Origin of the sequence: Enterobacter cloacae complex sp. P43RS (genome assembly GCF_014930585.1) — a bacterium.
Classification (GTDB): Bacteria; Pseudomonadota; Gammaproteobacteria; order Enterobacterales; family Enterobacteriaceae; genus Enterobacter; species Enterobacter bugandensis.
Window position 1 is genome coordinate 1 of sequence record NZ_JADBRJ010000019.1, and the last position, 24,585, is coordinate 24,585.

General features: G+C 54.8%; 24 protein-coding genes. 8 read left to right on the forward strand and 16 right to left on the reverse strand.

What is annotated here, in order from left to right; all coding sequences use genetic code 11:
- Nucleotides 1-141: 141 nt before the first annotated feature.
- Nucleotides 142-708 (reverse strand): D-glycero-beta-D-manno-heptose 1,7-bisphosphate 7-phosphatase, encoded by a 567-nt coding sequence (gmhB, locus tag IM294_RS21340; protein WP_028015601.1) that lies wholly within the window; start codon nucleotides 706-708, stop codon nucleotides 142-144.
- A gap of 188 nt (nucleotides 709-896) precedes the next feature.
- Between gmhB and metN the strand changes: the two genes are divergently transcribed.
- From metN to proS, 6 genes are all read left to right on the forward strand, one after another.
- On the forward strand, nucleotides 897-1,928 hold the full coding sequence (gene metN, locus IM294_RS21345) for a methionine ABC transporter ATP-binding protein MetN (protein WP_059357911.1): 1,032 nt from the start codon (nucleotides 897-899) through the stop codon (nucleotides 1,926-1,928).
- Nucleotides 1,921-2,574: a methionine ABC transporter permease MetI gene (locus IM294_RS21350; RefSeq protein ID WP_003856130.1), complete on the forward strand. Its 654-nt coding sequence runs from the start codon at nucleotides 1,921-1,923 to the stop codon at nucleotides 2,572-2,574. The genes metN and IM294_RS21350 overlap by 8 nt, the downstream gene beginning before the upstream one ends.
- Before the next feature lie 40 nt (nucleotides 2,575-2,614).
- Entirely contained in the window at nucleotides 2,615-3,430 is an 816-nt protein-coding gene (gene metQ / locus IM294_RS21355) for a methionine ABC transporter substrate-binding lipoprotein MetQ (RefSeq protein WP_014168729.1), read from the forward strand.
- Between the two features lie 106 nt (nucleotides 3,431-3,536).
- A complete protein-coding gene (gene rcsF, locus IM294_RS21360) occupies nucleotides 3,537-3,941 on the forward strand; it encodes an Rcs stress response system protein RcsF (RefSeq protein WP_008501883.1) in 405 nt (134 codons plus the stop codon).
- Nucleotides 3,938-4,645 (forward strand): tRNA (N6-threonylcarbamoyladenosine(37)-N6)-methyltransferase TrmO, encoded by a 708-nt coding sequence (gene tsaA / locus IM294_RS21365; RefSeq protein WP_041911179.1) that lies wholly within the window; start codon nucleotides 3,938-3,940, stop codon nucleotides 4,643-4,645. The genes rcsF and tsaA overlap by 4 nt, the downstream gene beginning before the upstream one ends.
- Nucleotides 4,646-4,757: 112 nt before the next feature.
- Complete coding sequence (gene proS, locus IM294_RS21370) at nucleotides 4,758-6,476, forward strand: proline--tRNA ligase (protein ID WP_028015597.1); 1,719 nt, start codon at nucleotides 4,758-4,760, stop codon at nucleotides 6,474-6,476.
- A gap of 47 nt (nucleotides 6,477-6,523) precedes the next feature.
- Here the strand turns inward: proS and nlpE are convergent, their stop codons facing one another.
- From nlpE to IM294_RS21385, 3 genes are read right to left on the reverse strand one after another with little or no spacing between them, the layout of a single operon-like run.
- A complete protein-coding gene (gene nlpE, locus IM294_RS21375; RefSeq protein WP_126818810.1) occupies nucleotides 6,524-7,222 on the reverse strand; it encodes an envelope stress response activation lipoprotein NlpE in 699 nt (232 codons plus the stop codon).
- Between the two features lie 34 nt (nucleotides 7,223-7,256).
- A complete protein-coding gene (gene arfB / locus IM294_RS21380; protein ID WP_028015595.1) occupies nucleotides 7,257-7,679 on the reverse strand; it encodes an alternative ribosome rescue aminoacyl-tRNA hydrolase ArfB in 423 nt (140 codons plus the stop codon).
- On the reverse strand, nucleotides 7,676-8,221 hold the full coding sequence (locus IM294_RS21385; RefSeq protein ID WP_028015594.1) for a YaeQ family protein: 546 nt from the start codon (nucleotides 8,219-8,221) through the stop codon (nucleotides 7,676-7,678). Before IM294_RS21385 ends, arfB begins: the two co-directional genes overlap by 4 nt.
- A 196-nt stretch (nucleotides 8,222-8,417) precedes the next feature.
- Between IM294_RS21385 and IM294_RS21390 the strand changes: the two genes are divergently transcribed.
- The gene (locus IM294_RS21390; RefSeq protein WP_008501889.1) at nucleotides 8,418-8,618 is read left to right on the forward strand and encodes a YaeP family protein; all 201 of its coding nucleotides are present in this window, start codon (nucleotides 8,418-8,420) and stop codon (nucleotides 8,616-8,618) included.
- Entirely contained in the window at nucleotides 8,605-8,865 is a 261-nt protein-coding gene (rof, locus tag IM294_RS21395) for a Rho-binding antiterminator (RefSeq protein ID WP_028015593.1), read from the forward strand. Before IM294_RS21390 ends, rof begins: the two co-directional genes overlap by 14 nt.
- 28 nt (nucleotides 8,866-8,893) lie before the next feature.
- On the opposite strand, the gene tilS is transcribed toward rof, so the two are convergent.
- The 12 genes from tilS to bamA form a co-directional block, all read right to left on the reverse strand.
- A complete protein-coding gene (gene tilS, locus IM294_RS21400; RefSeq protein WP_126818809.1) occupies nucleotides 8,894-10,183 on the reverse strand; it encodes a tRNA lysidine(34) synthetase TilS in 1,290 nt (429 codons plus the stop codon).
- Nucleotides 10,184-10,241: 58 nt separating this feature from the next.
- Nucleotides 10,242-10,631: a VOC family protein gene (locus IM294_RS21405; protein ID WP_047367363.1), complete on the reverse strand. Its 390-nt coding sequence runs from the start codon at nucleotides 10,629-10,631 to the stop codon at nucleotides 10,242-10,244.
- A gap of 65 nt (nucleotides 10,632-10,696) precedes the next feature.
- Nucleotides 10,697-12,829 carry a lysine decarboxylase LdcC gene (locus IM294_RS21410; RefSeq protein ID WP_048960343.1) on the reverse strand — a complete coding sequence of 711 codons (2,133 nt, stop codon included), beginning with the start codon at nucleotides 12,827-12,829 and terminating at the stop codon, nucleotides 10,697-10,699.
- A 100-nt stretch (nucleotides 12,830-12,929) separates the two neighbouring features.
- Nucleotides 12,930-13,889 (reverse strand): acetyl-CoA carboxylase carboxyl transferase subunit alpha, encoded by a 960-nt coding sequence (gene accA / locus IM294_RS21415; protein WP_013095666.1) that lies wholly within the window; start codon nucleotides 13,887-13,889, stop codon nucleotides 12,930-12,932.
- A 12-nt stretch (nucleotides 13,890-13,901) separates the two neighbouring features.
- Nucleotides 13,902-17,384: a DNA polymerase III subunit alpha gene (dnaE, locus tag IM294_RS21420; protein ID WP_041911187.1), complete on the reverse strand. Its 3,483-nt coding sequence runs from the start codon at nucleotides 17,382-17,384 to the stop codon at nucleotides 13,902-13,904.
- A gap of 38 nt (nucleotides 17,385-17,422) precedes the next feature.
- Nucleotides 17,423-18,019 carry a ribonuclease HII gene (rnhB, locus tag IM294_RS21425; protein ID WP_028015588.1) on the reverse strand — a complete coding sequence of 199 codons (597 nt, stop codon included), beginning with the start codon at nucleotides 18,017-18,019 and terminating at the stop codon, nucleotides 17,423-17,425.
- Nucleotides 18,016-19,164 carry a lipid-A-disaccharide synthase gene (lpxB, locus tag IM294_RS21430; RefSeq protein ID WP_193052992.1) on the reverse strand — a complete coding sequence of 383 codons (1,149 nt, stop codon included), beginning with the start codon at nucleotides 19,162-19,164 and terminating at the stop codon, nucleotides 18,016-18,018. The genes rnhB and lpxB overlap by 4 nt, the downstream gene beginning before the upstream one ends.
- Nucleotides 19,164-19,952 carry an acyl-ACP--UDP-N-acetylglucosamine O-acyltransferase gene (lpxA, locus tag IM294_RS21435; protein ID WP_041911189.1) on the reverse strand — a complete coding sequence of 263 codons (789 nt, stop codon included), beginning with the start codon at nucleotides 19,950-19,952 and terminating at the stop codon, nucleotides 19,164-19,166. Before lpxA ends, lpxB begins: the two co-directional genes overlap by 1 nt.
- Before the next feature lie 3 nt (nucleotides 19,953-19,955).
- Nucleotides 19,956-20,411: a 3-hydroxyacyl-ACP dehydratase FabZ gene (gene fabZ / locus IM294_RS21440; RefSeq protein WP_010426706.1), complete on the reverse strand. Its 456-nt coding sequence runs from the start codon at nucleotides 20,409-20,411 to the stop codon at nucleotides 19,956-19,958.
- A 102-nt stretch (nucleotides 20,412-20,513) separates the two neighbouring features.
- Nucleotides 20,514-21,539: a UDP-3-O-(3-hydroxymyristoyl)glucosamine N-acyltransferase gene (lpxD, locus tag IM294_RS21445; RefSeq protein ID WP_041911190.1), complete on the reverse strand. Its 1,026-nt coding sequence runs from the start codon at nucleotides 21,537-21,539 to the stop codon at nucleotides 20,514-20,516.
- A 3-nt stretch (nucleotides 21,540-21,542) separates the two neighbouring features.
- The gene (gene skp / locus IM294_RS21450; protein WP_014882635.1) at nucleotides 21,543-22,037 is read right to left on the reverse strand and encodes a molecular chaperone Skp; all 495 of its coding nucleotides are present in this window, start codon (nucleotides 22,035-22,037) and stop codon (nucleotides 21,543-21,545) included.
- A gap of 122 nt (nucleotides 22,038-22,159) precedes the next feature.
- A complete protein-coding gene (gene bamA, locus IM294_RS21455; RefSeq protein WP_028015584.1) occupies nucleotides 22,160-24,577 on the reverse strand; it encodes an outer membrane protein assembly factor BamA in 2,418 nt (805 codons plus the stop codon).
- Nucleotides 24,578-24,585: the final 8 nt, after the last annotated feature.

The following is a 24,585-nucleotide window of genomic DNA, read 5'->3' on the forward strand; positions in this document are numbered from 1 at the left end:
TTTTCTCTTCAACCGACCGGGTTAACTGTGAAGTGATTCACATCCGCCGTGTCGATGGAGGCGCATTATAGGGAGCTGCCGAGGAATGACAAGCGGAAATATGCATTTTTATTTCGACCGCTCACCTTTTCGCCAAAAAGGCTATTTCTGATGCTTTTTTATCTCTTTTGGCAGCTCTGCCAGACTATTAATCACCCAATCCGCTGCACTTTCTGCTTCTGGTGTTACGGGCTTACCGGTACGCACTAATATTTTGGTACCCACTCCCGCCGCTGCGGCCGCCTGCATATCTTCCAGCTTATCGCCCACCATATAAGAAGCAGCCATATCAATGTGCAAGAACTCCTGCGCAGAGTTAAACATGCCCGGATGCGGTTTACGGCAGTCGCAGGTCTGACGATACTCTTCTACCGTTCCCTGCGGGTGGTGCGGGCAGTAGTAAATGCCATCAAGATCGACCCCGCGATCGGCCAGCGACCAGTCCATCCACTCCGTCAGCGTCTCAAACTGCGCTTCGGTGAACTTACCACGCGCGATGCCGGACTGGTTCGTTACGACCACCAGCGCATAGCCCATCTCTTTTAGCTGGCGCATTGCCTCTATAACGCCGTCGATAAATTCGAATTCATCGATCTCATGCACATAACCGTGATCCACATTAATAGTGCCATCACGGTCGAGAAAAATTGCGGGTACTGATTTTGCCACCGGTTTGCTCCTGAAAAAGGCCTGTTGAGCTAGTATCTCATGAATCGCAGCGCAATAAAGTGCTCATCGTACAGAGTTGGATTGATTTAGACGTCTGGATGCCTTAACATCCGTTTTGTTTACGGTCATCACCCGTATCTGGCAGAAGAAAATGCCACGGCTAACTTACATACGATAAAAATAATCTAATGATTAAACTTTCCAATATCACCAAAGTGTTCCAGCAGGGGAACCGAACCATTCAGGCGCTGAACAACGTCAGCCTGCATGTTCCTGCTGGTCAAATTTATGGCGTCATTGGCGCATCGGGTGCGGGTAAAAGCACGCTGATCCGTTGTGTTAACCTGCTTGAGCGCCCAACCCAGGGCAGCGTAGAAGTTGGCGGTCAGGAACTTACCGCCCTTTCAGAAAAAGAACTCACCAAAGCGCGCCGTCAAATTGGCATGATCTTCCAGCACTTTAACCTGCTGGCTTCCCGCACGGTGTTCGGCAACGTCGCCTTACCGCTGGAGCTGGATAACACGCCGAAAGAAGAAGTGAAGCGTCGCGTTACCGAACTGCTCGACCTCGTGGGTCTGGGTGATAAGCATGATAGCTACCCGGCAAATCTGTCCGGTGGGCAGAAGCAGCGTGTTGCTATTGCCCGCGCGCTGGCCAGCAACCCAAAAGTACTGCTGTGCGACGAAGCTACCAGCGCACTGGATCCGGCCACCACGCGTTCTATTCTGGAACTGCTGAAGGACATTAACCGTCGCCTGGGCCTGACGATCCTCCTTATTACGCACGAGATGGACGTGGTGAAACGCATCTGCGACTGCGTGGCGGTCATTAGCAACGGTGAACTGATCGAGCAGGACACGGTAAGCGAAGTGTTTTCCCATCCGAAAACGCCGCTGGCGCAGCAGTTTATTCAGTCCACGCTGCATCTGGATATTCCAGAAGATTATCTGGAGCGTTTGAAAACCGAGGCAACGGTGGACAGCGTCCCGATGTTGCGTATGGAATTCACCGGTCAGTCCGTTGATGCCCCTCTGCTTTCCGAAACCGCGCGTCGCTTTAACGTGAACAACAACATTATTAGCGCGCAGATGGATTACGCCGGTGGCGTGAAGTTCGGCATCATGCTGACGGAAATGCACGGCACTCAAGAAGAAACCCAGGCCGCAATCGCCTGGCTGCAAGAACATCATGTAAAAGTAGAGGTACTGGGTTATGTCTGAGCCGATGATGTGGCTACTGGTTCGCGGCGTTTGGGAAACGCTGGCAATGACCTTTGTATCGGGTTTCTTTGGTTTTGTGATTGGCCTGCCGGTAGGCGTACTGCTGTACGTGACGCGTCCGGGTCAAATCATTGAGAACGCGAAGCTCTACCGTACGCTCTCCGCGCTGGTGAATATCTTCCGTTCCATCCCGTTTATTATTCTGCTGGTGTGGATGATTCCGTTTACCCGCGTGATCGTCGGCACATCGATTGGTCTGCAGGCGGCTATCGTTCCGCTGACCGTAGGCGCTGCGCCGTTTATCGCCCGTATGGTGGAGAACGCCCTGTTGGAGATCCCAACCGGTTTGATTGAAGCTTCTCGTGCAATGGGGGCAACACCTATGCAGATCGTCCGCAAGGTTCTGCTGCCTGAAGCACTGCCGGGCCTGGTGAACGCGGCAACGATTACGCTTATTACTCTGGTAGGGTATTCCGCGATGGGCGGTGCAGTTGGCGCTGGCGGTTTAGGACAGATTGGTTATCAGTACGGCTATATTGGATATAACGCTACCGTGATGAATACCGTTCTGGTATTGCTGGTTGTTCTGGTTTACTTAATCCAGTTCTCTGGCGATCGCATCGTCCGGGCTGTTACTCACAAATAACGTTACACACAACACAAACTCGATGAGTTAAGGATAAAACATGGCGTTTAAATTAAAGACCTTTGCAGCAGTAGGCGCGCTGATTGGATCTCTGGCACTGGTGGGTTGCGGTCAGGACGAAAAAGATCCAAACCATATTAAAGTGGGCGTTATCGTAGGTGCAGAACAGCAGGTTGCTGAAGTTGCTCAGAAAGTGGCGAAAGAAAAATACGGTCTGGACGTTGAGCTCGTAACCTTCAACGATTACGTTCTGCCGAACGAAGCGCTGAGCAAAGGCGATATCGACGCCAACGCCTTCCAGCATAAGCCATACCTGGATCAGCAGATCAAAGATCGCGGCTATAAGCTGGTTGGCGTGGGTAACACCTTCGTCTACCCGATTGCAGGCTACTCCAAGAAAATTAAATCGCTGGACGAACTGCAGCCGGGTTCTCAGGTAGCCGTGCCTAACGATCCAACCAACCTCGGACGCTCCCTGCTGCTGCTGCAGAAAGTGGGCCTGATCAAACTGAAAGACGGCGTTGGCCTGCTGCCAACCGTTCTGGATGTCACCGAGAACCCGAAAAATCTGAAAATTGTTGAACTGGAAGCACCGCAGCTGCCGCGTTCTCTGGACGATGCGCAGATCGCCCTGGCCGTTATCAACACCACTTACGCCAGCCAGATTGGCCTGACACCAGCGAAAGACGGTATCTTCGTTGAAGATAAAGACTCTCCGTACGTTAACCTGATCGTGACTCGCGAAGATAACAAAGACGCGGAAAACGTGAAGAAGTTCGTCCAGGCCTATCAGTCAGACGAAGTTTACCAGGAAGCCAACAAAGTGTTTAACGGCGGCGCTGTTAAAGGCTGGTAATCTCACCTCAGTGTAATATCATCAGGACGGGCTTATGCCCGTCTTGTCATTTGTGCAGTCACCTGATTCAATATCTGACGTTTTGATTATCCATTGAGGAATTATTATGCGTGCTTTACCGATCTGTCTTTTAGCACTCATGCTGAGCGGCTGTTCTATGCTAAGCAGATCTCCTGTTGAACCCGTTCAAAGCACGGCAACCCCGCCAAAAACAGAGCCTGCAAAACCGAAAGTGGTTCGCCCTGCGCCGGTTCGCATTATCACCAAGGCTGACGAACTGGTCGGCAAACCGTTCCGTGAACTGGGTGAAGTGAGCGGTGAATCCTGTCAGGCAACTAATCAGGACTCTCCACCGAATATCCCGACTGCGCGTAAACGCATGCAGATTAACGCCGCAAAAATGAAAGCTAACGCGGTGCTGCTGCACAGCTGCGAAGTCACCAGCGGCACGCCGGGCTGCTACCGTCAGGCGGTTTGCATCGGTTCTGCGCTGAACATTACGGCGAAATGAGTGCATTTCAGTTTGAGCAAATAGGCGTTATCCACTCTCCGTATAAAGAGAAGTTCGCCGTGCCCCGCCAGCCCGGTCTGGTCACCAGCGGCAGCGGCGAGCTTCATCTTCAGGCACCTTATAACCAGGCCGATGCGGTACGCGGGCTCGAGTCTTTCAGTCACTTATGGGTGGTATTTGTTTTTCACCAGACAATGGAAGGCGGCTGGCGTCCCACCGTGCGTCCCCCGCGCCTGGGCGGAAATGCGAGAATGGGCGTGTTTGCGACTCGTTCGACCTTCCGCCCCAATCCGATCGGGATGTCGCTGGTTGAACTGAAAGGCATACGTTGCCAGAAGGATCAGGTCATCCTTGAGCTGGGCAGCCTGGACCTGGTTGACGGCACGCCGGTTATCGACATTAAACCCTATTTGCCTTTCGCCGAATCCCTCCCGAATGCGCGTGCAAGCTACGCTCAGGACGCACCGCAGGCGGATATGCCAGTCTCGTTTACGCCTGAGATAGCCTTACAGCTGAGTCAGCTGGAGAAACGCTATCCTCGCTTACGGCATTTCATCACTGAAGTTCTGGCACAGGACCCCCGTCCGGCCTACCGTAAAGAAGAGGAAGCAGGAAAGACGTACGCCGTCTGGCTGCTGGATTTTAACGTGCGCTGGCGCGTCACTGGGGCAGGTTTCGAAGTGTTTGCCCTTGAACCCAGGTAATTTTGTTCTCCTCTCTTTTGGCATCTTTGCCACACTGGTAAACTAAACCACTTTTTTTGTGTCAGGCTGGCGTTTCAGCCTGTTCCAATCGTCGAAATGGAACCGTAACAACATGCGTACTAGCCAATATCTGCTCTCCACTCTGAAGGAGACACCTGCCGACGCCGAAGTGATCAGCCATCAGCTGATGCTGCGCGCCGGGATGATCCGCAAGCTGGCCTCCGGGTTATACACCTGGCTGCCGACCGGCGTGCGCGTCCTGAAAAAAGTCGAAAACATCGTGCGTGAAGAGATGAACAACGCCGGTGCTATCGAGGTGTCCATGCCCGTGGTTCAGCCCGCTGACCTGTGGCAGGAGAGCGGTCGTTGGGAGCAATATGGCCCAGAACTGCTGCGCTTCGTCGATCGCGGCGAGCGTCCGTTCGTTCTCGGTCCAACGCATGAAGAAGTCATTACCGATCTGATTCGTAACGAGCTGAGCTCTTACAAACAGCTGCCGCTGAACTTCTTCCAGATCCAGACCAAGTTCCGTGACGAAGTGCGCCCACGTTTCGGCGTGATGCGCTCTCGCGAATTCCTGATGAAAGATGCCTACTCTTTCCATACGTCACAGGAATCGCTGCAAGAGACTTACGACAAAATGTACGAGGCTTACAGCAAAATCTTCTCCCGCATGGGTCTGGATTTCCGCGCTGTGCAGGCTGATACCGGCTCCATCGGCGGTAGCGCGTCCCATGAGTTCCAGGTTCTGGCGCAGAGCGGTGAAGACGATGTGATCTTCTCTGACTCTTCAGACTACGCGGCGAACATCGAATTTGCAGAAGCGCTGGCACCAAAAGAACCTCGCGGCGCGGCAACGCAAGAGATGACGCTGGTTGATACGCCAAATGCGAAAACCATCGCCGAGCTGGTTGAGCAGTTCAGTCTGCCAGTCGAAAAAACCGTGAAAACGCTGCTGGTGAAATCCACCGAAGGCAGCGCTTACCCGCTGGTTGCCCTGCTGGTGCGTGGCGATCATGAACTGAACGAAGTGAAAGCGGAAAAGCTGCCGCAGGTCGCCAGCCCGCTGACGTTCGCCACGGAAGCGGAAATCCGCGCCGTCGTGAATGCCGGCCCAGGCTCTCTCGGTCCGGTGAATATGCCGGTTCCTGTCGTTATTGACCGCACGGTTGCTGCAATGAGCGACTTCTCCGCGGGTGCTAACATCGACGGTAAACATTACTTCGGCATCAACTGGGATCGCGACGTAGCGACACCAGAAGTGGCAGACATCCGTAACGTGGTTGCAGGCGACCCAAGCCCGGACGGCCAGGGTACGCTGATGATCAAGCGCGGTATTGAAGTGGGCCACATCTTCCAGCTGGGTGATAAATACTCTCGTGCGCTGAACGCCGCCGTTCAGGGTGAAGATGGCCGTAACCAGATCCTGACCATGGGCTGCTACGGTATCGGGGTAACGCGCGTGGTGGCTGCGGCCATCGAGCAGAACTACGACGAGCGCGGCATCGTCTGGCCGGACAATATCGCGCCGTTCCAGGTGGCCATTCTGCCAATGAACATGCACAAGTCTTACCGCGTGCAGGAGCTGGCCGAGAAGCTGTACGCCGAGCTGCGCGCTCAGGGTATCGAAGTGCTGATGGATGACCGTAAAGAGCGTCCGGGCGTGATGTTTGCCGATATGGAACTGATTGGTATCCCGCACACCGTCGTCATCGGCGACCGTAACCTCGACAGCGATGAGATTGAATACAAATACCGTCGCAGCGGCGAAAAACAGATGATCAAGACCGGCGATATTCTTGATTACCTGGTGAAAGCCATCAAAGGCTAAACAAAAAACCCCGCTCTGGCGGGGTTTTTTAATGGCTCAACGTCAATTTATTTACTGTTACAGTCTTTACCCGCGACAAACTTCGCGTCTTTATCTGCCACCAGCGTTTTCACCATCTCCCCGCTATCCGGGTTTGGCTCCAGCGTAAAGTGGCCATCAACCGTCAGCAATACCGGCTTGCTGTCATTGCCGCGCGCCACGGCGTAATCACGTTCAAGCTGCGCATTGTTTGCCACGCTGACTTTCTTACCGGTAGCGCAGTCGGTAAAGATCGCCGCATCCGCCATATAGAAATACATCCCCCGCATCGCCATTGGCGTGGCTGGCAGCGTCGCTTTCACCGGCGTCAGCGTGTAGTTGAGCTGGGATTCAATCGGATTGCCTTCCCGGTCGAGCATTTCCATGTTCTCACCTTTAGGGCGGAACCAGGTTTTGTCACCGGAGGTATCCGTCAGGACCAGCTTCTCCGCCGTACGCGCCCATGTCCCGTAGGTGGCAAATGAAGAGGGTTCTTTCGCGCCCTGGTAGCGCTGGTTCATCACCCAAGTACCGTCTTTTTGCAGGAACAGTGACGTTTCAATGCCTTCGCAGTCCGCGCAAGGCAATACGCCGCGCCAGCTCTGCTGCATTGGCTTTAACTCTTCATTCTGGGCTGGCTGCAAAACCTGCGTTTCAGAACGGTTGTTACACCCGAAAAGCGCAAACAATGTACTCACTGCCAGCGCTGAAAATAATGCTTTTTTCACAATGAATTCCTTATGAAAATTGTGTTCCCTTTCGTCACTCCATCGGGCGACGAACTTTACCGCGTAATGCTTTCACTGTGGATTTTTGGGCTTTCGAGGACAGCCGACGCTCTTTCGATGCGCGGGTTGGCCGCGTTGCCCGGCGGCTTTTTTGTACTGCCGTTAACTCTTTGATGACCGCCACCAGCCTGGCTAGCGCCGCTTCCCGGTTTAATTCCTGGCTGCGGTACTCCTGGGCTTTGATCACAATCACACCATCGCTGGTGATCAAGTGATGGCTGGCGGCAAGCAGACTTTCTTTATAATACTCTGGCAGGCTTGAGGCCCGAATGTCAAAACGCAAATGGATAGCCGTCGACGCCTTGTTGACGTGCTGCCCGCCCGCGCCCTGAGCACGGATGGCGGCGATCTCCAGCTCGCTATCAGGGATGCTGACGCTTCGGGACAAGACGATCATGGCGCAGGCTGCCAGGCTGTCAGATGAATTTCCAGATTATTCTGAGAATCAGAAAGCCAGATGGCTCCGTCCTGGATCGTTGCCTGCAGCGCCATCGTCCGGCTGGCGAACTCGCTCAGCTGCGCCAGCTGTTCATCATCCAGATACCAGACGGCGAGATTTTTAAACTGCGCGCATTTATTCTTATTTTGCTGCCACCAAATCTCCGCCGCGCGCTGGTTATAGGCGAATAACGCCACTTCCGCAGACTGAGTACACGCCTTTTTAATCCTGCGCTCGTCCGGCAGACCGAGTTCAATCCATAAATCGATCCCCAGATGGTCGTTGCGCAGCCAGGCTTCAGGCTCGTCTTCCGCGCTTAACCCACGGGTAAACTGCAGACGTTCATCAGCATACTTAATCCACGCCAGCAGGCGCAGCATCATACGCTCCTGTGTTTCGGAGGGGTGGCGTGCCAGCGTAAGCGACGCGTCCAGAAACTGGTTGCGATCAAGATCGGCCACGTTGACCACTGCTTTATAAATTGTCGCTTTCAGCGCCATGAGAGAACTCCATTCGAATCAGCCGCACATTGTAGCGAAAACGGAGGCAAAAGGCTGTTACCGAGTAATAAATACACCGCTATCAAGGCGCTGATATTGCTTAAATGAGTATGGTATAGTCACCTTGCTAAACCGAGTTTATCTTCGTAGGCTTAATGATATCTCACAGTAAGTCAGTGCGCTGGCGGGAGGGGATGTGAATAATTATTGTGAGTTAATTCGCAAACGGTATGCGGAAATCGCCAGCGGAGATCTGGGGTATGTCCCGGACGCGTTGGGCTGTGTATTGAAGGTGCTTAATGAAGTGGCCTCTGATGAGAGCCTTTCAGAGTCGGTCAGGGAAAAAGCAGCGTATGCTGCGGCGAATTTACTGGTGAGCGATTATGTCGATGAATGATACTTATCAACCCATCAATTGTGATGACTATGACAACCTCGAACTCGCCTGCCAGCATCATTTAATACTGACGCTGGAGCTAAAAGATGGCGAAGTGTTGAAGGCGAAGGCCAGCGATCTGCTTTCACGCAAGAATGTGGAATACCTGGTCGTGGAAGATGCCGGTGCGACGCGCGAGCTGCGTCTGGACAAAATAGCCAGCTTCAGCCACCCGCAAATCGGCACCGTCGTGGTGAGCGAATCCTGATGACATTAACGGGCAGCCGGGCTGCCCGTTACGCTTTCCGCCACTCGAAGCTGGCACCCTCTTCTGTCCACCCCTCTTCCGTGATGAACACCCCTGCAGCAGCAATCAGCGTTTCACCGTAGAACAGCAGCGGCGTGGTGTCGCGCAGCCACGGCGGCACGTTGTACTCCTGCCATATCTTTTTCAGCTTCCGTCCCCCGTTGCGTCCGACGATATGCAGCAAGCCGCCAGCCTTAAAGCGCACGCTGACGGGTTCTCCGGGCTTTGGCAGACGCACATGCCCAGTCGGCATCAGAGAGACACTCCCCGCGTCCCGGGGCAATATCAGCGGTGCCTCTGGTGAGGTCCAGTGAAGCACCACATCGGTCAGCGAGGGGGAGTATTTTACCCACCAGAGTTTGCCTTTATAGCGTCTGACCTCATATCCACTCAGGTGTACGCAGGGGGAAGCATCTTCCCGCGCCTGCGCGACTTCGTCCCAGATACGGCTAAGCATTGCCCGCGACGGCATCGCAGCATGATGAGTGGCGAGCCAGCGACGTAACAGCGCGGCCCGACGCGCCGGGCTTATCGCCTCCAGAGGCGCAATTGCCAGCGCACCGTCTTCTGAAATGAGGTCAGACAGCTCCTCGCTGAGTAACTCATCCAGCAGGCTTTCCTGTTCGGCACACAGCATGGCGCTTCTTGCCGTCGCGTCGGCGAAATGCGGCCAGCGCTCGCTTAAAAGCGGGAGGATGCGCAGACGCAGGAAGTTACGATCGTAGCTATCGTCCTGGTTGCTCTCATCTTCGATCCAGCTCAGCTGATGTTCCCGCGCCCAGGCTTCCAGCGACGCGCGTGTCTCGCCAAGCAACGGCCGTAATAATTGCGTTCCGGCAAAATCAGAACGCGCCGGCATGGCGGAAAGCCCCGCGGGTCCGCTGCCCCGCTTAAGCGCCAGCAAAAAGGTTTCGCACTGATCGTCCAGATGCTGCGCCGTGACCAGCGCTTCGCCGGGCAGCAATACGCCTGCAAAAGCGGTATAGCGGGCTTTACGCGCCTGCGCCTCAATACCCAATCCTTCATCAGCAAGCGTGACGCGCTCAACGATGAGCGGGATAGCCCACGCCTCACACAAGGCTTCACAGTGCGCCACCCACTCCTCTGCATGACGGCTTAGTCCGTGGTGGATATGTATAGCCCGAAGCTGGACGCCAGGGTCCCGGTCGCGCCAGAGCTTAAGGCGATGCAGCAACACGGTGGAATCCAGGCCACCGCTAAACCCCACCAGCAGCTGGCGGTACGGTGAAACGGCTTGTGCGATAGCAGGTAAGGTCATAGGAAATTACACATAAAAAATGCCCGAACTGAGCGGGCATTATCACACAGGACAAACATTACTGCTGGTAAAGCTCCAGCGGCAGGCCGTCCGGATCGTTGAAAAAGGTGAAACGCTTATCGGTAAACGGATCGACGCGAATCGCTTCACAGGCCACGCCGTGGGCTTCCAGATGTTTTACTGCGCTATCAAGGTCATCAACGCTGAAAGCCAGATGACGCAGGCCGCAAGCTTCCGGGCGGGACGGACGCGAAGGCGGGAAAGGAAAAGAGAACAGCTCAATCACATACTGCCCGTTTAGCGCGAGATCGCCCTTCCAGGAGTCACGCTCCTCGCGGTAGGCCTCGCTCATGAGCGTAAAGCCAAGAATGTCGCAGTAGAAGGCCTTACTTTTCGCATAATCGGTGGCGATGATCGCAATATGGTGAACCGCTTTTAAACCCAGCATAGCTTCTCCTTTTTATGATGCCTGAACGTTACAACCGAAAACCCACACCTGGCAAGCGGTCAACTTTATTTTAGGACTCGCACCCAGTACACGCCGTTTTCATCGCGTTTCGCGCCGTGGATATCCGTTTCAAAGCCTGGATAGTGACGTCCTACCGAACAGAGCATCAGCAGAAAATCGAGCACCGCCCGGCTCTCCTCGGTGATCATCTCACCCGGCATCAGCAGCGGCACGCCCGGCGGATACGGCAGGATCATGTTGGCCGATACCCGCCCGACCAGATTTTCCAGTTCAACGGTTTCGACTTCGCCTTTCACCTGCCGCTGCCAGGCCTTGTGCGGCGTCAGCTTCATGTCAGGCAGGACGTCAAACGCCTGGAGCATCAGGCGCGGCAGATCGTGCTGGCGGATCAGCCGGTGGATCCCCTGGGCCAGATCCTGAATGCGCATGTTGCGGTAAAAGTCAGGATCTTCCGCGTAGAGATCCGGCAGCATGTTCTTCACCCGCAGGTTGAGATCATAGGCGCGCTTGAACTCCATCAGCCCGCGGAGCAAACCCATCGCCCGTGTTTTATCGATCCCGATGCTGAACAGGAACAGCAGATTGTAAGGACCGGTTTTTTCCACCACCACGCCGCGCTCGTCAAGGAACTTCGCCACCAGTGCAGCAGGGATCCCCTCCTCGCCCATCACGCCCTGTTCGTCCATCCCCGGCGTCAGGATCGTCACCTTAACAGGATCGAGAAACATGTGGTCCGCATCGGCATCCCGGAAGCCGTGCCAGCTCTCTCCCGGCGCGACGGGCCAGCACTCCGCCTCGTCGATCTCTTCCGGCTGCCAGATATCGAAGAACCAGCCGTCGGCCTCATCCTTCAGCCGCTGGACCTCTTTACGGAAATGCAGCGCCCGTTCCACCGAGCGGTTAATCAGGCGTTTACCCGGATTGCCGCGCAGCATCGCCGCCGCCGTCTCGATAGAGGCCACCAGCGGATAGCTCGGTGAGGTGGTGGTGTGCATCATAAAGGCTTCGTTAAACGTATCCTCGTCGTACTCGCCTTTAATATGGATTAACGAAGCCTGCGAAAACGCGGCCAGCATTTTGTGCGTCGACTGCGTTTCGAAAAAGACCTTGCCCGGCACGCGCTCGCCGCTCATCCCGCTTTTGCCCGAGTAAATCGGGTGGAAGTTGGTATAGGGCACCCACGCGGAATCGAAGTGGATCGACGGTACGTCCAGCGTCTGCTTGATCCAGTTCGTGTTATACAGCAGACCGTCATAGGTGGAGTTGGTGATTACCGCATGGACAGGCCAGCTTGCGTCGGGGATCGCCGCAACCTTACTTTCGATGGCCTGGTGCGTGAACTCCCGGCGCGGAATGCCGCCGAGGATACCGAGCGCGTTACGCGTGGGTGACAGCCAGATCGGGACGACGTCGCTCATCATCAGCAGGTGCGCCAGCGATTTATGGCAGTTACGGTCAATCAGCAACGTGCTTCCGGTTGGCGCGGCGTACATCCCGACGATTTTGTTCGAGGTCGAGGTGCCGTTGGTCACCATATAGCTCTGCTCGGCGCCAAAGGTGCGGGCGATATACTCTTCGGCTTCAAGATGTGGGCCGGTGTGATCCAGCAGAGAACCCAGTTCTGTCACTGAAATCGACACGTCTGCTTTCAGGGTGTTTCCGCCGAAGAAATCGTAGAACAGGCACCCCACCGGGCTTTTTTGATAGGCCGTTCCGGCCATGTGTCCCGGCGTACAGAAGGTGTATTTCCCCTCTTTCACATAGGTGAACAGCGCGCGCGTAAACGGCGGCGTGATGTTATCCAGGTATTCACCGGTGTACTGCTGAATGCGGGTCGCAATGTCCTCGGCCACGCCGAGCGCGTATTCGAAGAACCATAGCGCCATGCGCATATCGTGCGCGCTGACGTCCATGGTCGAGTGAGTGTTGATAAAGGCGTAGAGCGGAAGGTATTCATTCAGCCTGTTGATCTCGCTGCACAACTCCATGTCGTATTCGTCCCAGTCGAATATCACGCCACAGATGCGCGGATTATGTTCGATAAATTTCAGCAGATCGGCGCTGTTTTGCGGCCAGATCAGCTGATATCCGCGTGCTTTAAGAGCTTGCTCCAGCTCCTTGATGGGCTCGTCTTTATAAAAGACGCCGTGTGGCCCCATGATGGCAATGATGTTCATGGTTTACCTCCTTGAAAAACATCAGATAAGTATAGTTAAGGTAAACGGCAGGTATAAAAAAAGCCGCAACAATGTGCGGCTTTTCAGATAATTGTGAAGCTTACGCGTAACCGTAGGTCATCAGACGCTGGTAACGACGGTTGAGCAGGTCTTCTTTGCTCAGGACGTCCAGATCGGCCAGGTCGGCCAGCAGCTGTGCTTTCAGGGAAGCAGCCATCACTTCCGGCTTACGATGCGCGCCGCCCAGAGGCTCCGGGATAACGGTGTCGATCAGCTTCAGCTCTTTCAGACGCGGCGCAATGATGCCCATCGCTTCCGCGGCCAGCGGCGCTTTGTCGGCGCTTTTCCACAGAATGGACGCACAGCCTTCCGGGGAGATAACGGAATAGGTGCTGTACTGCAGCATATTCACTTTATCGCCCACGCCAATCGCCAGCGCACCGCCGGAACCACCCTCACCGATAACGGTACAGATGACCGGTACCTTCAGACGAGACATCTCGCGCAGGTTGCGTGCGATAGCTTCAGACTGGCCGCGCTCTTCCGCGCCTACGCCTGGGTATGCACCCGGGGTGTCGATGAAGGTGATGATTGGCATGTTGAAACGCTCGGCCATCTCCATCAGACGCAGGGCTTTACGGTAACCTTCTGGTGCAGGCATACCGAAGTTACGACGGATCTTCTCTTTGGTTTCACGGCCTTTCTGATGACCAATGATCATCACCGGACGTCCATCCAGACGCGCGATGCCGCCGACGATAGCTTTGTCGTCAGCGTAAGCGCGATCGCCTGCCAGTTCGTCAAATTCGTCAAACGCCAGGCGGACGTAATCCAGGGTGTACGGACGCTGTGGGTGACGCGCCAGCTGGGCGATCTGCCATGCGCCGAGATCGGCAAAGATTTTGCGCGTCAGTTCTACGCTTTTTTCGCGCAGACGATGCACTTCTTCGTCGATGTTAATATCCAGTTTTTCATCCTGACGGCTTACCGCTGTCAGAGAATCGATTTTCGCTTCCAGCTCAGCAATCGGCTGTTCGAAATCAAGGAAATTCAGACTCATAGTATTCCTGTATTAGTCAAACTCCAGTTCCACCTGCTCCGAACCAATGAGGCCACGGAGATCGTTCAGTAAACGATCGCTCGGAGAGACACGCCACGTTGCACCAAAGCGCAACCGCGCACGTGCATCCGCCCTCTGATAGTAGAGATGTACTGGAATGGTCCCCGAGCGGTGGGGTTCCAGAGACTGACGGAGTCGGTTTAAAAGCTGGTCATCAATTTGCCTGTCCGTCAGCGAGATAGCAAGCCCGCGAGCATATTTTTCCCGGGCTTCGTCAATGTCCATCACTTCGCGGGCGGTCATTTTAAGCCCCCCGCTGAAGTCATCAAAGCTGACCTGTCCGCTGACGATAAGTATGCGGTCTTTTTCCAGCAATTGCTGGTATTTATCCAGCGCGTCGGTGAACAGCATCACCTCCAGACGCCCGGAACGGTCATCTAACGTACAGATGCCGATACGATTGCCGCGCTTGGTGACCATTACCCTTGCAGCAATCACGAGCCCCGCAGCCGTGGTGATCTTACCACGTTCTGTCGGATGCATGTCTTTAAGCCTGTGGCCGCCGACATAGCGCTCAATTTCTTTAAGATACTGGTTGATCGGGTGCCCCGTCAGGTACAGACCTAACGTTTCCCGCTCTCCATCCAGTACCACCTGTTCTGGCCACGGCTGGCAGTTGGAATAGGACTGCTCGATCTGCTCTGGCTCTTCCGCCAGCACGCCGAACATATCCGCCTGGCCAATGGCTTCCGCTTTTGCATGCTGATCGGCCGCCTTCAACGCATCGCCGAGCGAGTTCATCAGCGCGGCACGGTGTGGCCCCAGCCTGTCAAACGCGCCGGACATGATCAGTTTTTCCAGCACGCGGCGGTTCAGTTTTTTGGTATCGGTACGGGCGCACAGATCGAACAGCTCACGGAAGTAGCCGCCGTTATTACGCGCTTCGATGATCGCCTCGATCGGCCCCTCACCCACGCCTTTGATCGCGCCGATCCCGTAGACGATCTCCCCGTCATCGTTAACGTGGAAATGGTACAGACCCGAGTTAATATCCGGCGGCAGGATCTTCAGCCCCATGCGCCAGCACTCGTCCACCAGGCCAACCACCTTCTCGGTGTTGTCCATATCGGCGGTCATTACCGCCGCCATAAACTCAGCGGGATAGTGGGCCTTGAGCCACAGCGTTTGATACGAAACCAAAGCATAGGCGGCGGAGTGAGATTTGTTAAATCCGTACCCGGCGAATTTCTCCACCAGGTCGAAGATTTTCATCGCCAGTTCGCCATCGACGCCGTTTTTCTTCGCCCCATCTTCAAAGATGGAGCGCTGCTTGGCCATCTCTTCCGGCTTTTTCTTACCCATCGCACGACGCAGCATGTCCGCGCCGCCAAGGGTATAGCCGGAAAGTACCTGGGCGATCTGCATGACCTGTTCCTGATACAGGATGATGCCGTAGGTCGGCTCCAGCACCGGTTTCAGGCTTTCATGCTGCCACTGCACGTCCGGGTAGGAAATCTCTTCGCGCCCGTGTTTACGGTCGATAAAGTTATCCACCATCCCTGACTGCAGCGGGCCCGGACGGAACAGGGCCACCAGCGCGATCATATCTTCGAAGCAGTCGGGCTGCAGGCGTTTAATCAGATCTTTCATGCCGCGGGATTCAAGCTGGAAGACGGCTGTCGTCTCCGAGCGCTGCAGCATGTCGAAACTTTTCTTGTCATCCAGCGGGATGGCCGCGATATCCAGCGGCGGCTCGCCGTTCTTCTCGCGGCGGGCGTTTATCATCTCCAGCGCCCAGTTGATGATGGTCAGCGTGCGCAGGCCGAGGAAGTCGAACTTCACCAGCCCGGCGTATTCCACGTCGTTTTTATCGAACTGGGTGACCGGGTGCTGGCCCGCTTCGTCGCAGTAGAGCGGCGCAAAGTCGGTGATTTTGGTCGGGGCGATAACCACGCCCCCCGCATGCTTACCGGCGTTACGCGTCACGCCTTCCAGCTTGCGCGCCATGTCGATCAGCGCTTTTACCTCTTCATCAGCTTCGTAGATTTCCGGCAGCTGAGGTTCGGCTTCAAAGGCTTTTGCCAGCGTCATGCCCGGATCGGGCGGCACCAGCTTTGAAATACGATCGACAAAACCGTACGGGTGGCCCAGCACGCGGCCCACGTCGCGGATAACCGCTTTCGCCGCCATGGTACCGAAGGTAATGATCTGCGAAACCGCGTCACGACCGTACATATCGGCCACGTGCTCAATCACCTGGTCGCGTTTTTCCATGCAGAAGTCGACGTCGAAGTCGGGCATGGAGACACGTTCCGGGTTAAGGAAACGTTCGAACAGCAGGTCAAATTCCAGCGGATCTAGGTCGGTAATTTTCAGCGCATACGCCACCAGTGAGCCCGCACCCGAGCCACGGCCCGGACCTACCGGCACGCCGTTATCCTTCGACCACTGGATAAACTCCATTACAATCAGGAAGTAGCCCGGGAAGCCCATCTGGTTAATCACCTGGAGTTCAATATCCAGGCGTTCGTCATACTCCGGGCGACGTTTTTTACGCTCTTCTTCATCCGGGAACAGGAATTCGAGACGCTCTTCCAGACCTTCTTTCGATTTCATGACCAGGAAATCTTCCGTGGTCATGTCCCCGGTCGGGAACTGCGGCAGGAAGTATTCGCCGAGGCGCACAGTCACGTTACAGCGCTTGGCAATCTCTACGCTGTTTTCCAGCGCTTCCGGAATGTCGGAGAAGAGCTCGCACATCTCCTCTTCGCTGCGCATATACTGCTGCGATGAGTAGTTCCGCGGACGCTTTGGATCGTCGAGAGTGAAGCCGTCGTGGATAGCGACGCGAATTTCATGCGCGTCAAAATCGCCGGACTCCAGGAAACGCACGTCATTCGTTGCCACCACGGGCAAGCCGCGCTCTTCTGCCAGCGCGACAGCAGCGTGCAGATAGTTCTCTTCATCCTGGCGGCCGGTGCGAATCAGCTCCAGATAGTAACGATTCGGGAAGTACTCTTCATAGAACGAGACGCACTGATCCACCAGCGCGCTGTTACCGCGCAGCAGGGATTTACCGACATCGCCCATGCGGCCGCCGGAGATCAGCAGCAGCCCTTCGTTTAGCTCAGCCAGCCATTCCCTGTCAATCCACGGCCCCAGCGCCCCATAACCGCGCTGATAGGCTTTTGAGATAAGCAGAGTGAGGTTTTGGTAACCCGTATTGTTCATCGCCAACACGGAGATTTGCGTCAGTTCATCGCCGATGAGATCGCTCTGCACATGGAAATCCGCACCGACGATAGGCTTCATCCCCGCGCCATGCGCCGTCCCGTAGAACTTAACCAGGCCGCACAGGTTGGTAAAATCGGTGATCGCCAGCGCAGGCATGCCAAGCGAGGCCGCCTTTTTTACCAGCGGCCCGGTCTTTGCCAGCCCATCGATCATGGAGTAGTCGCTATGCACCCGCAGGTGTACGAAACGTGGTTCAGCCATCTTCAGATCCCGCGTTACTTAATTGCTTGCGTCTTGATTCAGGACACCAGTCCCAGCGCGCGCTTCACCGGGCCAAAGCTGCGCCGATGATGTTCAGTTGCGCCATGTTCAGCCAGCTTTTCCAGATGGAAAGCCGTTGGATATCCCTTATGCTGGGCGAAACCATACGCGGGATAAGTGAGGTCCAGCGCGGCCATTTCGGCGTCGCGCGTCACTTTGGCAATAATAGAAGCTGCACTGATCTCTGCGACGCGGCTGTCGCCTTTAACGACGGCCATCGAAGGCATCGGCAGCGCCGGGCAACGGTTACCGTCGATCAGCACATATTCAGGCACAACCTTCAGGCCAGCAACGGCTCGCTGCATTGCCAGCATCGTGGCGTGCAGAATATTCAGATCGTCGATTTCATTCGGCTCTGCGCGCCCTACGCTCCACGCCAGCGCCTTCTCTTTAATTTCATCGAACAGCGCCAGGCGGCGCTTCTCACTGAGTTTTTTTGAGTCGTTCAGACCCATAATCGGGCGCGTTGGATCGAGGATCACCGCCGCGGTCACCACGGCACCGACCAACGGGCCGCGCCCGACTTCATCCACTCCGGCAACAAGGTGCGTGTGGGGATAAGTAAATTCCATCATTTTGCTAACTCCAGCACTGCATCAGCCGCCTGCTCATCAGCATTACAGCGGATCTGCTGATGCAGTTCACGGAAAGTATCGTGCATCTGGTGGCTGGTCTTGCCGTTGGCCAGCAGCGGCAGCAGGGCATCCGCAAGCGCCTGCGGCTGGCACTCATCCTGCAACAGCTCTTTCACCAGCTCGCGCCCGGCAAGCAGGTTTGGCAGGGAGACATAATCCGTTTTCACCAGACGTTTTGCCAGCCAGAAGGTAAACGGCTTCATGCGATAACCGACCACCATCGGGCATTTCGCCAGCATACACTCCAGCGCTGCCGTGCCGGAAGCCAGCAGTGCGGCATCGCTTGCATACATGGCTTCCCGCCCTTTCCCGTCGAGAAGACGAACGTGAAGATCCGGGGCAACGTCGGCTTTGATACGCTCGAACTGCTCGCGGCGTTTGGCATTCACCAGCGGCACAACCACTTCAAGATCGGGCCAGGTCTGGCGAATAATTTGCGCGGTCTTCAGGAAATCAGCGCTCAGCATCTCGACCTCTGCGCCACGGCTGCCCGGCAGCAGCGCCAGACAGTGCACATCATGCGGGATACCCAGCACGTCGCGCGCCGCGTTTTTATCCGGATCCAGCGGCATCGCATCCGCCATGGTATGACCGATAAAACGGCACGGAACATTAAATCTGTCGTAAAACGCTTTTTCGAAAGGCAGGAAAGCCAGCACCAGGTTGGTGGACCGTCCGATTTTGAAAACGCGTTTCTGTCGCCACGCCCACACGGACGGACTGACATAGTGAATGGTTTTGATGCCCTGCTTTTTCAGGTTACCTTCGAGGGTAATGTTGAAATCAGGTGCATCGATACCGACAAACACATCGGGTTTGAGTTCGGTAAAGCGGCGGGTGAGATCGGCACGAATATGCAGCAGGCGTCGCAGGCGCCCCAGCACCTCGACGATGCCCATCACGGCCAGCTCTTCCATTTCATACCAGGCTTCACAGCCTTCGGCCTGCATCAGCGGGCCAGCCACGCCAACAAAGCGAGCATTGGGTACGCGCGCCTTAAGCGCCCGGATGAGACCTGCACCAAGAATATCGCCGGAGGTTTCTCCGGCGACCAGGGCTATCGTAAGCGGACGACTGTCGACCATTAACGAATCAGACCCCTCGTGGAACGGTCAAAGAATTCCATGAACGCGTTCACTTCAGGATGCTTATTCGCCAGCTCGGCAATTTCCGGCTTCGCCTCTTCCAGCGTTTTACCGCTACGGTACAGCAGCTTGTACGCGTTGCGGATAGCAGTAATCGCTTCGCGGCTAAAGCCACGACGCTTGAGGCCTTCGATGTTCACGCCAAACGGCGTGGCATGGTTGCCCTGCGCAATCACATACGGCGGGACGTCCTGCGCCACACCGGAGCATCCGCCGACCATCACGTGTGCACCAATGATGCAGAACTGATGGACTGCGGTCATGCCGCCAATAATTGCGAAGTCATCAACCGATACGTGTCCTGCCAGCGTTGCGTTGTTGGCAAGAATACAGCGATCGCCCACGGCACAGTCGTGCGCAATGTGCGCATTCACCATGAACAGGTTGTCGCTGCCCACCTTCGTCAACCCACCACCCTGCACTGTTCCACGATGAATGGTGACGCTTTCGCGAATACGGTTACGATCGCCAATTTCCAGACGGGTCGACTCACCAGCATATTTCAGATCCTGGTTAACTTCGCCGATGGAAGCGAACTGATAGATCTCGTTATTGCAGCCAATGGTCGTGTGACCATTCACGACAACGTGAGATTTCAGTACTGTACCCTCACCAATTTCGACATGGGGTCCAACAATACAGAACGGGCCAATGTGGACGTTTGCGCCAATGATGGCACCGGTTTCCACAATAGCGGTAGGATGAATAAAGGCGGATTTATCAATCACGTATCAGGACTCCCGGCTACGAGCACACATCATCGTCGCTTCGCAAACAACTTTGCCGTCAACCAGCGCTACGCCTTTGAAGCGAGTCAGGCCACGACGCGTTTTTTCAAAAGTGACTTCCATGATCATCTGATCACCAGGCACGACAGGACGCTTGAAGCGTGCTTCATCAATACCTGCGAAGTAATACAGTTCACCCGGCTCCAGCTTACCGACGCTTTTAAACGCCAGAATACCGGTAGCCTGAGCCATCGCTTCCAGAATCAACACACCCGGGAAGATAGGCTTACCCGGGAAGTGTCCCTGGAAGAACGGCTCATTCACGGAAACATTTTTCACTGCGCGCAGAAAACGACCTTCTTCAAAATCCAGCACACGGTCTACCAGCAAAAACGGGTAGCGGTGCGGCAGAAGTTCTAAAATCTCTTCAATATGCAGAGTATGAGTGTCAGTAGTCAAAATACTCTTCCTGTCAAAATGTACTGATAACAATAATAACACGGCCTGCCGGTTTATTAGAAAGCCGACAGGCCGGGAAAGATAGCGTTAAACGGGTGACGTTTAGTCTTGTTGATCGATCTTACGCTCAAGAGACTTGAGTCGCTTGCTCATATCATCAATGTTCATCACCAGAGCTGCTGTTTTACGCCATACCTTGTTGGGTTGCAGCGGAATACCGGAGGAATAGACGCCAGGTTCAGTGATAGGACGCATTACCATACCCATACCCGTCACCGTCACCTTGTCGCATATTTCCATATGGCCATTAATCACGCTCGCGCCGCCAATCATGCAGTAACGACCAATTTTCAGGCTGCCCGCCATGATGACGCCCCCCGCAACCGCGGTATTGTCGCCAATCACAACGTTATGCGCAATCTGGCACTGGTTATCGATGATAACACCATTACCAATGATCGTGTCGTCGAGTGCACCACGATCGATCGTGGTACAGGCTCCGATCTCCACGCGATCGCCAATAATAACGCGACCAAGCTGCGGGATCTTAACCCAGTTACCGCGATCGTTCGCGTAACCAAAGCCATCAGAACCAATCACGGTACTGGACTGGACGAGGCAATTTTCGCCGATTTCAACTTCATGATAAACGGACACATTGGCCCATAAACGGGTGCCAGCACCGATTTTCGTATTTTTCCCAACGAAGCATCCGGGGCCAATGACGACGTTATCGCCCAGCTCAACGCCAGATTCAATAACCGCATTCGCGCCAACGGCCACGTTGTTACCCAGCTTAGCCGTCGGATCAATCGCTGCACTGGCAGCAATGTTCTGCGCCGGCTGCGGCGTGGTATCAAGAATTTGAGCCATGCGTGCATACGTCAGGTAGGGATTTTTCACTACCAGCGCGCTTCCAGTGGCAAAAGGAAGATCGTCCTGCGTCAGAACAACAGCTGACGCCTGGCATTGAGCCAGTTGTTCACGGTACTTAGGGCTTACCATGAAGGTAATCGTGCCAGCTTTAGCAGATTGCATGGACGCAACAGCGGTGATGACGATATCGCCATCACCGTGTAATTCTGCATCCAACTGCTGAGCTAAATCAGCCAGTCGAATTGAAGGCATTACTTATTTAACCTGTTTCAGAACATCAGCGGTGATGTCTTTAACATCGCTGCTGTTGAAAGCAACGGCGTTCGCATCAACAACCAGATCGATGCTCTGATCGGCAGCAACTGCTTTAACAGCAGTCTGAATGCGAGTCACCAGCTTGCCACGCTCTTCGTTAGAACGACGCTGACGATCCTGCTCGAAAGCCTGCGCTTTCTGGGAGAAGGTCTGGCGCTGAGCCATAACGTCTTTTTCCAGTTTGCTGCGATCGCTTGCTTTCATGGTAGAACCATCACGCTGCAGACGCTGCATTTTGGACTGAAGATCGCCTTCCATACGCTGCAGTTCGCTCGCACGGCCTTTGAATTCGTTTTCCAGAGTCGCAGAAACACCTGTTTTCTGAGCGACCTGCTGGAACAAATTACCCATGTTGACGATTGCGATTTTGTCTGCTGCCTGAGCAGAAGTTGCCATCGCTAAACCGAGACCTGCAGCTAATAACCACTTTTTCACAATTAACTCCTTACCATCCCATTGGCACCAGAAAGTACCGTTCTTTGCGTGGCAAGGCGACCGTTTTACCGATCGCCGGTTGTCAGCGCTACACTGCCAACGCATTCCATTGCAGCGAATTATTACCAGGTTTTACCAATGTTAAACTGGAATTGCTCCGCTTTGTCTCCATCGTATTTCTTAAACGGCTGGGCGTAGGAGAAGACCAACGGCCCCAGCGGTGACATCCATTGTAATGCGATACCGGCAGACATGCGAATATTGCCCGGATCGCTATAGTCTGGAACGCCAGCCGCGCGCATCTGGGCAGTATTCTCCCAGTTGGTATCCCACACCGTACCCGCATCCCAGAAGAAGGACGTACGTACGGAGTTCGCGTATTTATCACTGATAAATGGCGTTGGGGTGATGAACTCCAGGCTGGCCACGGCCATGGCGTTACCGCCTACCGCATCATCAGAGCTACATACTTGTTTTGGATCACGGCTTGCGCAGTTATCTTCATCATTACCGCCGTAATAAACCGCTTTCGGACCAATGTTGTTAGACTGGAAGCCACGCACGGTGCTTGAACCACCCGCGTAGAAGTTCTCATAGAACGGCAACTCTTTACTGCCGATACCGTCACCATAGCCCCAACGGGTACGACCCAGCACCACCCACTTGTGATCGTCATCAATCGGGAAGTAGGACGCGGTATCCAGCGTCACCTTGTAGAACTCGTTATCGGAACCAGGAATGGTCACCTTACCGTTCAGGTTGACGCGAGAGCCTTCCGTTGGGAAGAAACCGCGGTCAAGACGGTTGTAGGTCCAGCCATAGTTGAAGGTGAAGTCATCTGCAGCAAAACCGTTGTCATCGCTGGAGGTACTCGCCGACTGGCCGATGGAATCCAGATAACGCCACATCGCCACCTGCGGCTGCATGTTGGACAGGTCGTTATGCACGTAACCTAAGCCCGCTCGCAGGGTGTTGTATTCGTTAACCGGGAAGCCAAGCGTTCCGTCCACACCGTAACTTTTGTTGGTGTAGGAAGACAGATCTGCATCATCCGCTTTAAAGTCGTTATAGAAGATACGACCGCCCAGGCTCACACCGTCAACGGTGAAGTATGGGTTGGTAACGGAGAACTCAGAGTAGGTCTGGTAGTCGTTTTTGGTACCGTTAATACCAACAGAGTAACCCGTACCCAGCCAGTTATCCTGCTGGACGCCTACCTGGAAACTCACGCCGCTTTCCGTGCCGTAGCCCACGCCGAAGTTAAAGCTACCGGTGTTACGCTCTTTCACTTTATAAACGACATCAACCTGATCCGGGCTGCCCGGTACACGCTGAGTTTCAGTATCTACGGTTTCAAAATAGCCCAGACGGTTCAGACGCTCTTTACCCTGGTCGACCAGGTCGCTGCCCAGCCACGCCCCTTCCATCTGACGCATTTCACGACGCAGAACGGAGTCTTTAGAGGTGTCATTACCGACGAAGCGGATCTTACGCACGTAGAAACGGTTACCCGCATCAACGTTAACGTGCAGCTTAACGGTTTTATCCGCATCGTTGATTTCCGGCTGAGTTTGTACGCGCGGATAGGCATAACCATAGCGGCCGAGCAGCTTCTTAATGCTGTCTTCCATTTTGGTGACTTTGGATCCGCTGTACAGATCGCCCGGCTGAATTTTGGTCAGCGATTCGATCTCAGCAGAATGCCCCGCCAGGTTACCACTCACTTCAACACCAGAAAGCTTGTACTGATCGCCTTCAGTAATGTTAACCGTAATGTAGATACCTTTCTTGTCCGGAGTCAGACTGACCTGAGTCGAGTCGATGTTGAAGCGGGCATAACCGCGATCCAGATAGTAGCTGCGCAGGGTTTCAAGGTCGCCCGCCAGCTTTTGTTTCTGGTATTTACGATCGCCAACCACGTTCCACCACGGCACTTCATCGCGCAGCTGGAAGGTCGAGATCAGTTCGTCGGTGCTGAACGCGTGGTTACCCACGATGTTGATCTGCTGGATCTTCGCAGAAACACCTTCCTGGAAGACCAGCTTCAGGTCAACACGGTTACGCGGGAGCGGAGTGACAACCGCTTTCACGCTGGCGCTGTATTTACCGACGCTGTAGTAGAAGTCTTCCAGACCTTTTTCAATGTCTGAAAGGGTTGTGCGGTCCAGAGATTCACCCACACGAACACCCGATGCTTCAAGGTTTTGCTTGAGCATGTCATCTTTCACCGACTTGTTGCCGGAGAAAGTGATACTGGCGATCGTTGGACGTTCTTTTACCTGTACCAGCAGCGTATCACCATCGCGCAGGACGCGGACGTCCTCGAAGTTGCCGGTGGCAAACAGAGCACGGATGGTGTTACTGATATCTTCATCATTAACCGTATCGCCGGGGCGCACAGGCATACTGAGGAGGGCCGCACCAACGGCGACACGCTGAAGGCCTTCGAAATGAATATCTTTCACTACGAACCCGTCAGCACCGTATACGGTGGCGCTGCTAAACAGCAGCGACGCTATGAGCAACTTTTTCATCGCCATCGTTATTA

Coding starts and splice junctions, on each gene's coding strand:
- metN (WP_059357911.1), top strand. CDS start 897: ATGATTAAACTTTCCAATATCACCAAAGTGTTCCAGCAGGGGAACCGA.
- IM294_RS21350 (WP_003856130.1), top strand. CDS start 1,921: ATGTCTGAGCCGATGATGTGGCTACTGGTTCGCGGCGTTTGGGAAACG.
- metQ (WP_014168729.1), top strand. CDS start 2,615: ATGGCGTTTAAATTAAAGACCTTTGCAGCAGTAGGCGCGCTGATTGGA.
- rcsF (WP_008501883.1), top strand. CDS start 3,537: ATGCGTGCTTTACCGATCTGTCTTTTAGCACTCATGCTGAGCGGCTGT.
- tsaA (WP_041911179.1), top strand. CDS start 3,938: ATGAGTGCATTTCAGTTTGAGCAAATAGGCGTTATCCACTCTCCGTAT.
- proS (WP_028015597.1), top strand. CDS start 4,758: ATGCGTACTAGCCAATATCTGCTCTCCACTCTGAAGGAGACACCTGCC.
- arfB (WP_028015595.1), bottom strand. CDS start 7,679: ATGATCGTCTTGTCCCGAAGCGTCAGCATCCCTGATAGCGAGCTGGAG.
- IM294_RS21385 (WP_028015594.1), bottom strand. CDS start 8,221: ATGGCGCTGAAAGCGACAATTTATAAAGCAGTGGTCAACGTGGCCGAT.
- rof (WP_028015593.1), top strand. CDS start 8,605: ATGTCGATGAATGATACTTATCAACCCATCAATTGTGATGACTATGAC.
- tilS (WP_126818809.1), bottom strand. CDS start 10,183: ATGACCTTACCTGCTATCGCACAAGCCGTTTCACCGTACCGCCAGCTG.
- IM294_RS21405 (WP_047367363.1), bottom strand. CDS start 10,631: ATGCTGGGTTTAAAAGCGGTTCACCATATTGCGATCATCGCCACCGAT.
- IM294_RS21410 (WP_048960343.1), bottom strand. CDS start 12,829: ATGAACATCATTGCCATCATGGGGCCACACGGCGTCTTTTATAAAGAC.
- accA (WP_013095666.1), bottom strand. CDS start 13,889: ATGAGTCTGAATTTCCTTGATTTCGAACAGCCGATTGCTGAGCTGGAA.
- dnaE (WP_041911187.1), bottom strand. CDS start 17,384: ATGGCTGAACCACGTTTCGTACACCTGCGGGTGCATAGCGACTACTCC.
- rnhB (WP_028015588.1), bottom strand. CDS start 18,019: ATGATGGAATTTACTTATCCCCACACGCACCTTGTTGCCGGAGTGGAT.
- lpxB (WP_193052992.1), bottom strand. CDS start 19,164: ATGGTCGACAGTCGTCCGCTTACGATAGCCCTGGTCGCCGGAGAAACC.
- lpxD (WP_041911190.1), bottom strand. CDS start 21,539: ATGCCTTCAATTCGACTGGCTGATTTAGCTCAGCAGTTGGATGCAGAA.
- bamA (WP_028015584.1), bottom strand. CDS start 24,577: ATGGCGATGAAAAAGTTGCTCATAGCGTCGCTGCTGTTTAGCAGCGCC.